Here is a 14144-nt window from a genome sequence, read left to right on the forward strand (position 1 = left end):
TAGCGATGAAGAGATTTATGCAAGAATGCGCTATCCAAGCAGTCGAGGATCTACCGAAATTAAAGCATATCTTTATCAAAATACACAGGTATTCTGTGTAAGCTGTATGAAAGAACAGTATCATGATAATTAAATTGAAATTGCTGTTTACATAATAATATGAGGCATTGCAGAATGATATCTGTTATGATAAATGTTAGAAAAACAATAAAGGGAGGTCTACTGTGAGTACAAAAGAACCTAATGTAACTCCAGAACAACTAGCAAAAATGAAAAAAACGGGGAAGATATTTGGAATAATCTTTGGTATTCTTTTAGCAATTGGATTAGTATTCTTACTTACTTTTAATTGGATCACCGATTATATATGGATGGATAACCTAGGATTTGGCAATGTTTTTACGACTATACTAGGTAGTAAATTGACGTTGATGGGAATTGGCTTTGTTTTATTTTTCATCGCTACTTTCATCACATTACAATGGATTCGTAGTTCATATGTAAATCATTTCCATGAAAGCCAATTGCCGCCTTTTCTTGCCGAAAAGAAATTCAGCCGTTTGATCATCGTCGGTACATCTTTTCTTGTAGGGGTCTTAGGAAGTTCAGTAGTCCAAGGACTTGGTTGGGAACCGCTACTAAAATTTTTGCAACATGAAAAGTTTGGAGTTACTGATCCGCATTTTAATATGGACATTTCCTTCTACATGTTTGTATTGCCATTCTTGGAGTTTGTCATTTATCTGATTCTTACATTGGCGATACTCGCACTTCTCGTCGTAGCCGGCGCTTATTCTGTTTTCCATATGTATCGGTTAAGCAGAAGAGCTCAACTCCATATCGGAGTAACAATCGGCCTTGTTGGTTTGATGGTCGCAGCGATTCATCTGCTCCAACCTTATCATACACTCTTGTCCAATCAGGTCAACTTATTCCAAACAAGCGTTGTCTATGGATTAAGCTATACAGATGAACTCATTAATATACCTAAAGCTTATGTTCTTGCTGCTGTAGCAATTATCGCAGCTGTTTGGACAATTATTGGTTTATACCGAGGAAGGATGAAATCGGTAATCATTCCAATTGCAGCTTATTTCGTCTTACTGATTGCTGGTCAGGGTGCATCGATAATAGTACAGAACTTTGTCGTATCACCAAATGAATTCCATAGAGAATCACCATACTTGGAGCGGAACTTGGAATTTACAAAGGCTGCATATAATCTTGATGAAATTAAAGAAGAGCAGCATCCCGGAAATTATTCCCTTGACCGTGACATGGTGGAGAGAAACGCATTGACGATCGATAATATCCGTATCAATGATTCTCGTCCGTTACTAGATATCTATAATCAGATACAAACATTCCGGACGTATTATCAATTTAATGATATTGATATTGATCGATATGAAATTGATGGTGACTATCAACAGGTCTTTATCGGAGCCCGCGAATTAAGTACAGAAGATTTACCAGAACAAGCACAAACATGGGTAAACCGAAATCTTCGATATACTCACGGTTATGGTGTGGCGATGAGTCATGTAAATGAAGTTACAGGCCAAGGACAGCCACAATATTTACTGAGAAATATTCCTGTTGAAGGGGCAATTGATGTAACGCGTCCTCAAATTTATTTTGGGGAAGAAGATTATAATGATGTCATTGTAGATACGAATGTAGATGAGTTTGACTACCCATCTGGGGATGAGAACGTGTCAAGCCGTTATGAAGAGGAAGCTGGTATTCAGCTGAATGGCTTCAACCGCTTGTTGTTTGCAATCGATCAAGCATCTTTCCGATTCCTTGTATCTGATCAACTCGACTCGGATAGTAGATTATTAAAGACACGTAATATTATGGATCGTGTAACTAAGATAGCGCCTTTCTTTGAATATGATTCAGATCCATACATCTTTATCCGTGATGATGGAAGCCTAGCTTGGATGATTGATGCTTATCTTGTAGCCGAAAACTATCCATATTCTGAACAATTCAGTGGAGATGATAATTATATTCGCAACTCGGTAAAAGTTGTAGTCGACGCTTATACCGGAGAAGTTGACTTCTATAATGTGGACCCTGAAGAACCGTTGGTAAGGACTTACCAGGCTATCTTCCCTGACTTATTCACGGAAGAGATCCCGGAAGATGTACAACGTCATTTCCGTTATCCTGAACAGCTCTTTAAGGTTCAAGCTAAAATGTATGGAACGTATCACATGTCCAACTTAGAAGTCTTCTATAACAGAGAAGACTACTGGCAATTTGCTACTGAAAACTATTTCGATTCTGATGTGGAAATCGAACCATATTATATCACGATGAAATTGCCGGAGTATGAAGAAGAGGAATTCATCTTAATGGTTCCATATACCCCGAAGAATAGGCAAAATATGATTGCTTGGATGGGGGTACGAAATGATGGGGACAATTACGGAGAATTATTTGTTTACACCTTCCCGAAACAGCGGAACATCTATGGACCACAGCAAATTGAGAACAGGATCAATCAGGATAGTACGATTTCGCAACAATTAAATCTATGGTCCCAAGGTGGTTCAGAGGTTATCCGAGGGAACTTGATAGCTATTCCAATAGAAGATACAATCATGTATGTTGAACCGATTTATATTGAATCTGCCAATGAAACGTCATTACCAGAAGTAAAACAAATTATAATTGCTTATGAAGATTACATTGTCATGGAATCAAACTTTGATCGTGCATTGGATGCTCTCTTTGATTTAATCGACCGAGGAGCTCCACCAACACCAATTGGTGATGGAGAGGTCGAGGAAGGTGAGGAAACGACACCATCCATTCCTTTAGAGGGAGCAGATGTTATACTTCAGCAATTCTCCACTTTATTTGATGATTACCAAGAAGCCTTATCAAATGGTGATTGGGAAGAGGCTGGAAGGATTATGGCCGAGATTGAGGAAATCCTGGCAAATATCGAATAGAATCAACATGTTAGCTTATGCTAAGACGGACAGGAAAAAATCCTGCCCGTCTTTTTTGTAATGGTCAAGTATCTAAAGCAGTTAGGAAAGTTGCAGTTTGGCATATCACATATCGTATACAAACTTATGATAATGCCGATAAATTTAAAATTTCTAAATTATGATGTATATTCATATTCTAATTGGACATCCTAATCTGGTGTAAAGAAAAATCAGGTGGTATAAATATAAAACCATCAAATTGGAAGTACCAGAGAGGTGTAAAAATGAAGACTTTTTACGAAAAACTAGGAATAATAACATTATTTATTGCTATATTCCTAGTGGCCGTAACCACATTAGAAGAGGATAGCGGCCGAGTCTATGCGCAAATGGTTCAAGTTGACAATGGTGGAATCACCGCCGAACAATTTGGACTACGAGAAACATCGTTGAACAACAAAGAATTACACCATGAGAAATCCCCGGTTACGTATATATCGAGTGACAGTATTGATGCGCCGCAAACGTTAGAAGAAGCTATTGATTTCGAACAATATGATAAAGTGAATGTAATTGCAACAGGATATACGGCCGGCTTTGAGTCGACAGGAAAGACGGAAGCCCATCCAGAGTATGGAATTACGTATTCCGGTGTCCAAGTTAAACGTGATTTGTATTCGACCATTGCCGCAGATATCAATGTTTTTCCGATTGGTACCGTGCTTTATATTCCATCTTATGGATATGGTGTAGTAGCAGATATTGGAAGTGCGATTCAAGGAAATAGAATCGATTTATATTATGAGACAGTAGAAGATGTATATAATGAATGGGGAAAACAAGAGCTTGATGTGTATGTGATTGAAATGGGTGAAGGGAGTCTGTCAGAGGAAGTTTTGGCAGAATTGAACGATAATGAAGCGCTTCAAGTTTTTCGTTCTGAATTTATCAGTGAATAGTACAGATGAAAGACCCCAGAATGGATGTCATTCTGGGGTCTTTAGTGTTATAAAAATAAGGGATGAACGAGAAAGGCGACGATTATACCGGTCAAAGCACCAAAGAATACTTCAATCGGTTCATGCCCTAATAATTCCTTCAAATCCTCACGTTTTTTTTCATCATCTTTTTTATTCCATTCTTTCGCTTCTTCGAAAATTGTTTGCAAGTCTTTCATCAACTGATTCAATACGGCAGCATGGACACCTGCATGACGTCGGATACCGGATGCATCATACATCGTAATGACACCGAATACACAAGCGATTGCAAACAGACTGGAAGTTACTCCTTCAACAATACCGATTGCAGTAATTAGTGCAGTAACCGCGGCAGAATGACTGCTCGGCATTCCTCCAGTACTGAAAGCAATTCGAACGGAAAGTTCCCGTGCAACGATTAGTTTTATTGGTACTTTAATAAATTGTGCAATGACAATTGCAATTAAAGCCGCCCATAAAGGAAAGTTTGTAAATATCTCCATCTGTCGATTCTTCCTTCCTGTTGAAAGCCTAAGTAGTAACAAGTTTACCATAAGGCCTTTGCTTAGTAAACAAGACAGGAAGAGGTCGAATCTTAGGATGCTCTTGCCTTGATCCAAGTCGCTGGTACGCGTTTAATCAGTTGTATCATAAAGATTGCGGCAACGAAAGAGAGTGCTGCATCCTTTATGATAAACGGAATCATTCCTGCCCAAGCAACGATATAGGAAATTTCAAGATTGAGCCATGTATTCATAGCAAGATACATATAACTCACACCAATTACATAGTTCACTACAAGACCTGCCAAGGCAGCAATCGTATAACCAATAAAAGAATCTTTACCAAATTTTTCGCTGACGTAGCCAGCTGCAAAAGCGACAAAAACAAATGAAATTAAAAATCCTCCAGTTGGACTGATTAATGTAAATGGTCCACCTTGCATCCCAGCGAAAACTGGCACACCAGCTGCACCGACAAGAATGTATGTAATGATGGTAAATGCTCCTCGCCGTTTACCGAGCATAGATCCTGCTAAAATTGCAAAGAAAGTTTGTAAAGAAACTGGTACAGTCGTTCCGCCAATGGGTATGGCAAGCATTGGGAACCAAACGGTAATATTTGCCCCAATTACCATTAGACAAACAAACATGGCCCCAAAGGTTAGATCTAATGTTCTAAATTGTTTCAAGTGATATTCCCTCCCTTTTTTAGATATTACATAGAAAGGTCATCAATGTCAACTTAATGTTTATCTAGGTGACAATAAAAATCACCCCAGAATTATCTGGGGTGATCGGAATTAGAAATCTTATGCTGTTTCTAGTGCTATTTCAATCATTTCATTAAATGTTGTCTGACGTTCTTCAGCTGTTGTTTCTTCACCAGTTAAAATATGGTCAGACACAGTTAATACCGATAGTGCTTGACGGTCATATTTTGCTGCTAATGTATAGAGAGCTGTCGTTTCCATTTCAATTGCAAGGACATTATAATTCGCAAGGAGTTCATTGACTTGTCTTGCATTTTCACGATAAAAGTTGTCACTAGTAAATACATTTCCAACTTGAACAGACATCCCTTTATCCGTTGCAGCATCATAAGCTTTTTTCAGCAGGTTGAAATCTGCCAGTGGTGCATAGAAAATGTCTCCGAAAATAAGTTTGTTAGCTTGTGAATCCGTTGTAGCTCCTTGAGCAATGATGACATCTCTAACTTTGACATCTTTTTGAAGTGCTCCACAAGTGCCAACACGAATCAATTTCTTTACATCATATTCGTTTATCAATTCATTGACATAAATCGAGATGGAAGGGACTCCCATACCTGTACCTTGTACTGATACTTCTTTTCCTTTATATTTTCCGGTGTAACCATACATACCGCGAACTTCATTGTAGAGTTTTACATCTTCGAGAAATGTTTCTGCAATATACTTTGCCCGTAATGGATCTCCAGGAAGTAAAATCGTCTCCGCAATTTCTCCTTTTTTTGCACCTATATGTACACTCATGTTCCATTCCTCCTTCGGTCTTATCATAAGTAAAGGTACCATACTCAAAAATCATTGACAAATTTCTGCAATATATTATTTATCTTTAAAGAGATTTCCTGAGTTATTAGTTTGAATATAGGCGGAAATTGTTTATAATGAAAAAGAGGAAAAATACATTATTATACGTAGTGTTAAATAGATGGAAGGGAAGCGATACAATGCAAACTAAAAACTTTACAATAACAGCGGAATCTGGAGTACATGCAAGACCAGCAACTCTATTGGTGAATAAGGCGGGTCAATACAGCTCTGAGATTCAAATTACGTATAAGGATAAAAAAGTAAACTTGAAATCCATTATGGGAGTCATGTCCCTAGGAATTCCAAAAGGTGCAGAAATCGAAATCATTGCTGAAGGTAATGATGAGGATGAAGCAATCGAAGGAATTACTTCAGTAATCAAAGAACATTTAGGCGAGTAAAAAATAAAGGAAGCGTGAGGGGACTCTAGCTTCCTTTTATAATTTTTGAATACACTTCTTCCTCTAGTCGATGTAAAGTCTTCAAGGCAAGTTGATTATATTCACTGTCATTCTCTTCAAGTTTGTTTTTATAGATTTCTAAAGCCTGTTTCAATGAATCTTTATACTCCGGGATTTCCCCATCATATGGATGCACGGCTGGTTTTTTAACATTCATCTTTTCATGAAAGGCGAGAGCTTTTCTCTCGTGGAAAAATACATTCTTTGTAGCGTTCATGTTATGTAAATCTCCCTGAAGAGGATGCTTATAAACCGCAAGCACTTCAATCAGAAACCTGTCGCCACGGTCTTCGATCACTTTCCCAATATATGTTCCTGAGCGGTAGTGCGCTCGTACAATCTCACCGATCTTTACCTTGTCCATCATTAAAACCTCCCAACTCTATTGTGCCAAAATCATGAATAATTTGCGAATAATAGCTACTGATTACTATGGAATGCGTGTCCAAAAACTTTTTGATATACTAAGTAAGAAGGGTGTGAGAGAAAATGATTTATATGCCGTTTTTATATTTCCCTGAGGACAAATCCGAATATTTGCCATCAGTAATTATGTTAATCATTTTTATGTCATTTGCTGTTTTGGCACTATATTTCTTTATTAAAAAATCAAGAAAAGAAGAAAAGAAATTTGAAGAAAAATATAAAGATGTAATTGATGAAATTGAAAAAGAGGACTCAGAGAAAAATAAATAAGATGTTAGACGTTTAAAGATGACTTTTCCTGGGATACTGTTGATAGTAACCTAGAAGGAGTCAAAGACATGCGTTGGATATTCATAATTTTACTAGTCCTGTTAGCAGCTTGTGCGAGTGGGGAGGACGACTCGAAAAGAGAAGTGGACATGCTGAATGCTGACGGTGATAAACTCGGTACAGCAACCCTAACCGAAGAAGCTGAAGGAGTAAAGGTTAAGTTGAAGCTGGAAGGATTAGCTCCCGGTTGGCATAGTATCCATGTCCATGAATATGCAAAATGTGATCCACCTGATTTTACGAGTGCAGGAAATCATTATAATCCTGAAGACAAAGATCATGGTTTAATGAATCCAAAAGGACCGCATCTTGGTGACTTGCCTAATATTGAAGCGGATGGTTCCGGCAAAGTAGATGAGGAGTTAACGTTAGCAGAAGCAACATTAATGGATGGAAAGAATTCCTTGTTGCGTGAAGAAGGCACGTCGTTGATAGTCCATGATCAACCCGATGATGGATATAGTCAACCAGCAGGAAATTCTGGAAATCGAATTGTTTGTGGAACAATTACAGCAGATGATGAGAAATAGGAAAAGTATACGAGTATGGATAGGTATACTAATAATAATCGAAATGGACAAGGCTTAGATATTTGATGATATCTAAGCCTTGTTTTTATTACTCTTTAAATGTGACAGATTAGATTCTATTCCTTTTTACAGCCTCAATAATACGTTCAACTGCTTCTTCCAATGTTTCGCGTGGACAGCCCACATTCATCCTCATAAACTGTTCGCCCTCTTCACCGTAGTCCTTGCCTGCGTTCAGTCCAACTTTGGCTTCTTTGACGAAGAATTCTCTAAGTTCTTTGGCATTTAGTTTTAACCCACTGCAGTCAATCCACAGTAAATAAGTTCCTTCTGATTTCACTACGTTGAGCTCAGGTGCATGCTTTTCAAAGCTTTCTTTCACAAAATGATAATGGCTTTCCAATAGAGTATTCAATTCATCAACCCAGGGAGCGCCATATGTATAGGCAGCTTCCATAGCAACTTGCCCCATTGTGTTCAATTGATCGCTATGAAATCCTTGTTTGTTAAAAGCTTTATCAAGCAATCTCTTATATTCTTCATTTGATGTGATACAATACGATGCAGCCAATCCAGCTACATTAAAAGTTTTAGATGGAGCCATACATGTGATGGTTTGGTTTGCAATCTCTTCAGAAAGGGATGCGATTGGAATGTGCTTCTTACCTGGATAAACTAAATCTCCATGAATTTCATCCGATATGATTAACACATTATGTTTTATACATAAACGCGCCATTTCTTCCAGCTCATCTTTTCTCCATACACGACCTACTGGATTATGAGGTGAGCAGAGGATAAATACTTTTACTTGTTTTAACTTTTCTTCAAAATCAGCAAAGTCGATGGTGTAATAATTGTCCTGAAAAATAAGTGGGTTTTTTATAATGGTTCGGTCTAATGCGTTTATGGAATTATAAAACGGCGGGTATACTGGAGTTTGAATTAAAATACCATCATTAGGCTCAGAAAATGCTTGAATTGCCATATGTAATGATGCTACAACACCACTGCTGAAAGTGAGCCATTTAGGTTGTATGGACCAGTTATGTCTTTCTTTGTTCCAGTTGATAATCGACTCTTTGAACGCATGATCAGCCAGTGTATATCCGTATACACCGTGTTCAGCTCGTTTTATTATTGCTTCATTCACTTCTTGTGGAGCTTTGAAATCCATATCTGCTACCCACATTGGGATAACGTCCTTTGATTGGAATAAGGTTTCTACCAAATCCCATTTCACAGATTTTGTATTCCAACGATTGATTACTTCATCAAAGTTTCCCATGATATAACCTCCCTAACTTAATATAAACAGTATATCAAAATTCTTCTGCCATCATCCTTTTCAGACATCCAAATAGATTACAAGTAGAAAATGCCAAAAAAAAAGCAAAGCGATTTACGCTCTGCTTACAGGGGGAATACGAGAAAGTCTTACGTTTATAGTATTACCCACTATTTTTAATATTAAACATAAAAACGATAATTTTTTAAAAAAGATTATCTCAAATGAAACTTATAGGAAGATTTTTCCGTTACATAGTTGAAGGGGCATGAGGGGAAGGAGGAAGTCAGTGGAAGAACAGGGGATTATTGAGCAAGCAAAACAACATGATGAGCAAGCTTTCGCAGAGATTGTAACGATGTATAAACCATACATAGAAAGATTGGCATTTCAATTTGGAATCCGACCAGACTCCATTCCGGATGTTGTACAGGAGACATTCCTTAACATCCATCGAAGTCTGCATCAATTTGAACGCGGTAAGTTTTCAACTTGGCTATATCAAATTACATTGAATGTCGTAAGGGATCACTATCGTCGAAAGAAACGGCAATGGAAAATATTTAATAAAGTCACTGAAGATAAAAAGCTCTGGCTGCCAGGTTATTTTTACTTTGAAGAAGAGGAACATGATGTTTTACACGAAGCTGTCAAACAACTCGATGAAAAATATCGTATTCCAATCATCCTTTTCTATTTTCATGATCAAAGTTATGAAGAAATTGCAATCATTCTTAAAATCAAATTATCATCAGTGAAAACTCGTATGCATCGAGGAAGAGGGAAGCTGAAGGAAGCTTATCTAAAACTGGAAAGAAGGGGGGCGGCTAGAGATGGACGACAAACAATTGGATAAAATATTGGACGGTTTGAAAAATGAGTATGAACGATTACCGGAGTTGACGAGAAACTTTAGAAACGCCCCTGAAGATGAAAGGAAACGTCGAAAACGTGGGAAGTTATATTCATATACTGCGCTCGCAGCTGGTATCTTTCTGTTTTTAATTCTAGCATTACCGTCGTTTAGTGACTACGAGCAGGCGGATATTTCAAGCAATTATCTGACAAGTTACTATGAAAAGAAAAAGGAAGAATTCCGAATTGAATTGGGAGTAGATTCGGTTGATAATTTTTTCGAGGTGGTTGAGGCAGAAGAATTACTTGCGACGCTTCCAAAGGAAATGACAAAGGAGGTAATGGAACATACGAAATCAAGACTCGATGAAATTTTTACAACCCCAGAAACAATGATAGGTGCTTTCAATTCTGGTAAAAAAGAATTAACAGAGGAGAGCATTATAGATTTGTTCAATAAACTTAGATATCAAAGTTACGGTATGAACGATTATTTTTCCCGACTAAAACTAGAGTACCAATTAAAACAAGCTGATGTAGAGGAGTTGTACGCAAATCAATATAATTATAATGGTCCCAGTGAAATCGTAGAGTTATTGGAAACCGTGCATCAACAAGGATTACAACTTGTAAAAACGAATGTTCTTGAGGAGGACAAATTCCAAGTTGAAGTGAATTATGGTGCAATCGTAGAGCGGGTTGAAAACTGGGAAGGATTGGAAGGAATGGCAGAGTATTTGCTGCTGATAGATGAAAAGTTTGATATTCATTCTCCTGGTGTAGATAATAGCCAGGGTATTCCTTGGTACGAATTTGATGATATATTATTGGAACTGGAGGAGATCTATCATCGATACCCAGAAAACAGAGACTTGATTTTTAAAGGGCCATACATCACAAATGCGTTATACCCTGCACAAGCTTATTTGAATGACTATTTATCGACATCTATGTTAGAAGAAGGAATGTGGGAGGAGCACAGAAATACATTAGAGACTGAGCTGATTACTTTTATAGAGAATCACCCGGAATCGTTATATACACCTCTAGTTGAAGAAGCGTTGGTGGCGTATAGGGAGAATGATTGGAGGGAGCACTCTTTCTATAATGGTAGTGGTCTATATATATTATTCGATTTGATGGAAAAGGGGATTGAATATGAGGGGCTGATTGCTTTTAACCGATGGCCCCTTTCGACAGGTACGATGTCGGTTTATAATCATTATAAAGAATCAAAAGATATAGAGGAATTCTCTAGACTGAACGCTTTCGAATTCCTTAGCTTGTATATGTATGTCTCGAACATTGATAAAGAACTTTATGATTTATTACGTCCAGATGCAAGCAGTTATGAAAAAATAGATTGGATCGAAGTATATAGTGATTCTCAATCATTGGCGGAAAATAGGGTGAATGAAAATACAATTGAGTATATTTTTATCGGTAAGCATGGCGAACCAATCGGGCTGGTAGGTTTGGCTGCAACTGCGGATGGCTGGAAAGTGACCCATCAAAATTTGTATGAGTTTGAATGGTGATAAAAAATGCGCCCTGTTTTGGGCGCATTTTTTTATAATCTATCTTCTAATTTTGCTTTTTCTTCCTCAAATCCTGGTTTTCCGAGAAGAGCGAACATATTTTTCTTATAAGCTTCCACTCCCGGCTGATCAAACGGATTAACACCGAGAAGGTATCCGCTGATTGCACAAGCTTTTTCAAAGAAGTATACAAGATAACCGAATGTATAAGCATCCAATCTTGGAATTTCCACAATCAGGTTAGGAACGTCACCATCCGTATGTGCAAGCATCGTTCCTTGGAATGCTTTCTCATTGATTTCATGAAGTGTTTTCCCAGATAAGTAATTTAATCCATCTGCATCATTTTCTGCAGCTTCCAACGTTAACTCTTTACGGGACTCATGTACATGTAGAATCGTTTCGAAAATATTTCTTCTGCCTTCTTGAATGTACTGGCCAAGAGAATGGAGATCTGTTGAAAAATTCGCAGATGATGGATAAATCCCTTTCTGATCTTTTCCTTCACTTTCACCAAACAGCTGTTTCCACCATTCAGCAAAATATTGCAGACTAGGTTCATAGTTAATAAGCAGCTCAGTCGTTTTTCCTTTATTATATAAAATATTTCTGATGGCAGCATATTGATAGCTCGGGTTTTCCTCTAAAGTTGGAGTAGAGAGGTCGTCCATTGCTTGTTTTGCACCATTCATCATTTCGTCGATATTTACCCCACTAACCGCAATTGGCAACAGTCCAACAGCTGTCAACACGGAATACCTTCCGCCGACATCATCAGGGATGACAAATGTCTCATATCCTGCTTCATCTGCAGAGCCTTTAAGAGCACCCTTAGCTTTGTCGGTTGTTGCAAAAATACGGTTTCTTGCTTCTTCTTCACCATATTTTTCTTCTAAGTATTTTTTGAAAATCCGAAATGCAACTGCTGGCTCTGTCGTCGTTCCACTTTTCGAGATGACATTAATGGAAAAATCTTTATCTTTTAATACGTCAAATAATTCTGCTGTATATGTAGAACTGAGGTGATGACCGACAAAAATGATTTGTGGCGCATTTCTTTCTTCCTTGGAAAGCAAGTTTTGGAAAGAATGATTAAGCATTTCTAAAGCAGCTCTTGCGCCAAGGTAGGAGCCCCCAATCCCGATGACAAGCAGTATATCTGAATTTCCACGGATTTTTTCAGCCGCTTGCTTGATTCTAGCGTATTCTTCTTTGTCATAGTTTTCCGGTAAGTCGAGCCAACCGAGAAAATCATTCCCTGCTCCTGTCTTTTCATGAAGCAGCTCGTGAGCTTTTTCCACAAACGGTTTCATATTTTTCAGTTCATCTTCATTAAAGAATTTTAATGCCTTATCATAGGTTAATGTAACTTTTGTCATAGGAACTCTCCTTTTAACATATCGTTATACTAACTTTAAGATATATAGTATGGGAAATCAACAAAAAAACGTTTCTCTAAGTATGACTTAAAGAAACGTTCTGGAATCATTTGTTTTCAGATTGCTTAATCCACTCTTGTAATTTCTCTTTTAACGTGTTAAATCCTGCAGTAGAATCATTCTCTTGATGGGATGGAGCAGATGGTTTAGGTTGCACATTCTCTTGAGGAGCTTCTTCAGTTGCACGAATAGAAAGAGAAACTTTCTTCGCTTTTTCATTAACCTCTATTACTTTTACTTTAACCTCATCACCGATCTGCAGGTGATCATTTATATCTTTAACAAAACCATGAGTGATTTCAGATATATGAATCAAGCCTTGTGTATTTTCATCTAATTGAACAAATGCACCATATGGCTGAATGCCTGTTACTTTACCTTCAACGATTTGACCATTCTCTAATTTGTTACTCATACTGAACAACTCCTATATTTATATTCATTTTTTTACACAAGTACTCATTTTAGCACAAATATATGAATCTAGCAAAAGTGGATGAATTAAATAAAGAAAAGTTTTCTGAAGTTGAGTTATAGTAGATAAAAATTCTATTTAAAGTCCGCAGTTCAAATACTTCTCGCTGCTCCTTTGGCGGACCCTGAGCCTCCCACGCACAGGGTGTGGCGTTCTTAGTCGGCCTCGTTGTTCTGCGGACCTTGGACCGAAGATTGGAAGAGTTAGTTATAAAACAAAAAAGCGGCAGAGGCCGCTTTGTTAGATGGATTTTAATTTGTTTATTAAACTGTTGTATACTTCATCCCAAAAGTCTTGGTTATCTCGGAATGATTTTCCAATAAATTTGTACATTTCATTTGCTTTTTCTTCATGATCAGGAGCGTCCTTAGGTGGTAGGGCAGCTCTGGATTCATCAATAAACTCTTGAACTTTAGCTGCACGTGGTCCCCATTTTGCGACTTCATTACCTTCCTCATTAATGAAAATGAAAATTGGAATGGAGCGGGATTTACCATTCGTCAAGTATTGGTCCATTAATTCCAAATTATCATCTCTGAGAAGCATGCGCACATCGATGTTTGCTTTTTCGGCGATTCGAAGTAAGATGGGAACGTTTAGCATTGCATCGCCACACCAGTCTTCCGTTAAAACGATTGCTCTAAGATTTTTTTCTCGAATGTTTTCATATAAATCGGTGTGATCTGGTAAATTGAAGGTATCATAAATATGGAGGAGTCCTTCTTTATTCTTTTCCATTTTTTCAATATAATCATCGGCGGACATTGCTTTTTCAAACCATTGATTTAATGCCATTT

Annotated in this window: 15 protein-coding genes; 7 read left to right on the top strand and 8 right to left on the bottom strand. The window is 37.6% G+C overall.

The window, feature by feature from the left end:
* Positions 1-224 precede the first annotated feature (224 nt).
* Together ACFSBH_RS06815 and ACFSBH_RS06820 are read left to right on the top strand one after the other, a co-directional pair.
* Complete coding sequence (locus ACFSBH_RS06815) at positions 225-2966, top strand: UPF0182 family membrane protein (RefSeq protein ID WP_349774328.1); 2742 nt, start codon at positions 225-227, stop codon at positions 2964-2966.
* A gap of 266 nt (positions 2967-3232) precedes the next feature.
* The gene (locus ACFSBH_RS06820; protein WP_251513037.1) at positions 3233-3907 is read left to right on the top strand and encodes a 3D domain-containing protein; all 675 of its coding nucleotides are present in this window, start codon (positions 3233-3235) and stop codon (positions 3905-3907) included.
* A 47-nt stretch (positions 3908-3954) separates the two neighbouring features.
* Here ACFSBH_RS06820 and ACFSBH_RS06825 read toward each other — a convergent pair whose 3' ends face one another.
* The 3 genes from ACFSBH_RS06825 to deoD all read right to left on the bottom strand — a co-directional run bounded on the left by ACFSBH_RS06825 (position 3955) and on the right by deoD (position 5942).
* Complete coding sequence (locus ACFSBH_RS06825; protein ID WP_251513035.1) at positions 3955-4431, bottom strand: divergent PAP2 family protein; 477 nt, start codon at positions 4429-4431, stop codon at positions 3955-3957.
* A gap of 92 nt (positions 4432-4523) precedes the next feature.
* The gene (locus tag ACFSBH_RS06830) at positions 4524-5120 is read right to left on the bottom strand and encodes a biotin transporter BioY (protein WP_251513033.1); all 597 of its coding nucleotides are present in this window, start codon (positions 5118-5120) and stop codon (positions 4524-4526) included.
* A 120-nt stretch (positions 5121-5240) separates the two neighbouring features.
* A complete protein-coding gene (gene deoD / locus ACFSBH_RS06835) occupies positions 5241-5942 on the bottom strand; it encodes a purine-nucleoside phosphorylase (RefSeq protein ID WP_251513031.1) in 702 nt (233 codons plus the stop codon).
* 200 nt (positions 5943-6142) lie between these two features.
* On the opposite strand from deoD, the gene ACFSBH_RS06840 reads away from it, so the two are divergent.
* Complete coding sequence (locus ACFSBH_RS06840; RefSeq protein ID WP_251513030.1) at positions 6143-6406, top strand: phosphocarrier protein HPr; 264 nt, start codon at positions 6143-6145, stop codon at positions 6404-6406.
* Positions 6407-6431: 25 nt separating this feature from the next.
* Here ACFSBH_RS06840 and kapB read toward each other — a convergent pair whose 3' ends face one another.
* Positions 6432-6830: a kinase-associated lipoprotein KapB gene (kapB, locus tag ACFSBH_RS06845; RefSeq protein ID WP_251513029.1), complete on the bottom strand. Its 399-nt coding sequence runs from the start codon at positions 6828-6830 to the stop codon at positions 6432-6434.
* A gap of 125 nt (positions 6831-6955) precedes the next feature.
* Here kapB and ACFSBH_RS06850 point away from each other — a divergent pair, with 125 nt between their 5' ends.
* Both ACFSBH_RS06850 and ACFSBH_RS06855 read left to right on the top strand, forming a co-directional pair.
* Positions 6956-7162 carry a hypothetical protein gene (locus ACFSBH_RS06850; RefSeq protein ID WP_251513028.1) on the top strand — a complete coding sequence of 69 codons (207 nt, stop codon included), beginning with the start codon at positions 6956-6958 and terminating at the stop codon, positions 7160-7162.
* 68 nt (positions 7163-7230) lie between these two features.
* A complete protein-coding gene (locus ACFSBH_RS06855) occupies positions 7231-7752 on the top strand; it encodes a superoxide dismutase family protein (protein ID WP_251513027.1) in 522 nt (173 codons plus the stop codon).
* Between the two features lie 109 nt (positions 7753-7861).
* On the opposite strand, the gene ACFSBH_RS06860 is transcribed toward ACFSBH_RS06855, so the two are convergent.
* Positions 7862-9040, bottom strand: a complete 1179-nt coding sequence (locus ACFSBH_RS06860; protein ID WP_379596685.1) for a MalY/PatB family protein — start codon at positions 9038-9040, stop codon at positions 7862-7864.
* Between the two features lie 289 nt (positions 9041-9329).
* On the opposite strand from ACFSBH_RS06860, the gene ACFSBH_RS06865 reads away from it, so the two are divergent.
* On the top strand, positions 9330-9896 hold the full coding sequence (locus tag ACFSBH_RS06865) for an RNA polymerase sigma factor (RefSeq protein WP_251513024.1): 567 nt from the start codon (positions 9330-9332) through the stop codon (positions 9894-9896).
* Positions 9874-11433 (top strand): hypothetical protein, encoded by a 1560-nt coding sequence (locus tag ACFSBH_RS06870; RefSeq protein WP_251513023.1) that lies wholly within the window; start codon positions 9874-9876, stop codon positions 11431-11433. The genes ACFSBH_RS06865 and ACFSBH_RS06870 overlap by 23 nt, the downstream gene beginning before the upstream one ends.
* Before the next feature lie 32 nt (positions 11434-11465).
* On the opposite strand, the gene ACFSBH_RS06875 is transcribed toward ACFSBH_RS06870, so the two are convergent.
* From ACFSBH_RS06875 to ACFSBH_RS06885, 3 genes are all read right to left on the bottom strand, one after another.
* The gene (locus tag ACFSBH_RS06875) at positions 11466-12812 is read right to left on the bottom strand and encodes a glucose-6-phosphate isomerase (RefSeq protein ID WP_251513022.1); all 1347 of its coding nucleotides are present in this window, start codon (positions 12810-12812) and stop codon (positions 11466-11468) included.
* Between the two features lie 106 nt (positions 12813-12918).
* On the bottom strand, positions 12919-13287 hold the full coding sequence (yugI, locus tag ACFSBH_RS06880) for a S1 domain-containing post-transcriptional regulator GSP13 (RefSeq protein WP_251513021.1): 369 nt from the start codon (positions 13285-13287) through the stop codon (positions 12919-12921).
* Between the two features lie 300 nt (positions 13288-13587).
* Entirely contained in the window at positions 13588-14142 is a 555-nt protein-coding gene (locus tag ACFSBH_RS06885; RefSeq protein ID WP_251513020.1) for a thioredoxin family protein, read from the bottom strand.
* Positions 14143-14144 lie beyond the last annotated feature (2 nt).

The sequence above is a fragment of the Oceanobacillus luteolus genome (assembly GCF_042678205.1).
GTDB lineage: Bacteria > Bacillota > Bacilli > Bacillales > Amphibacillaceae > Oceanobacillus > Oceanobacillus luteolus.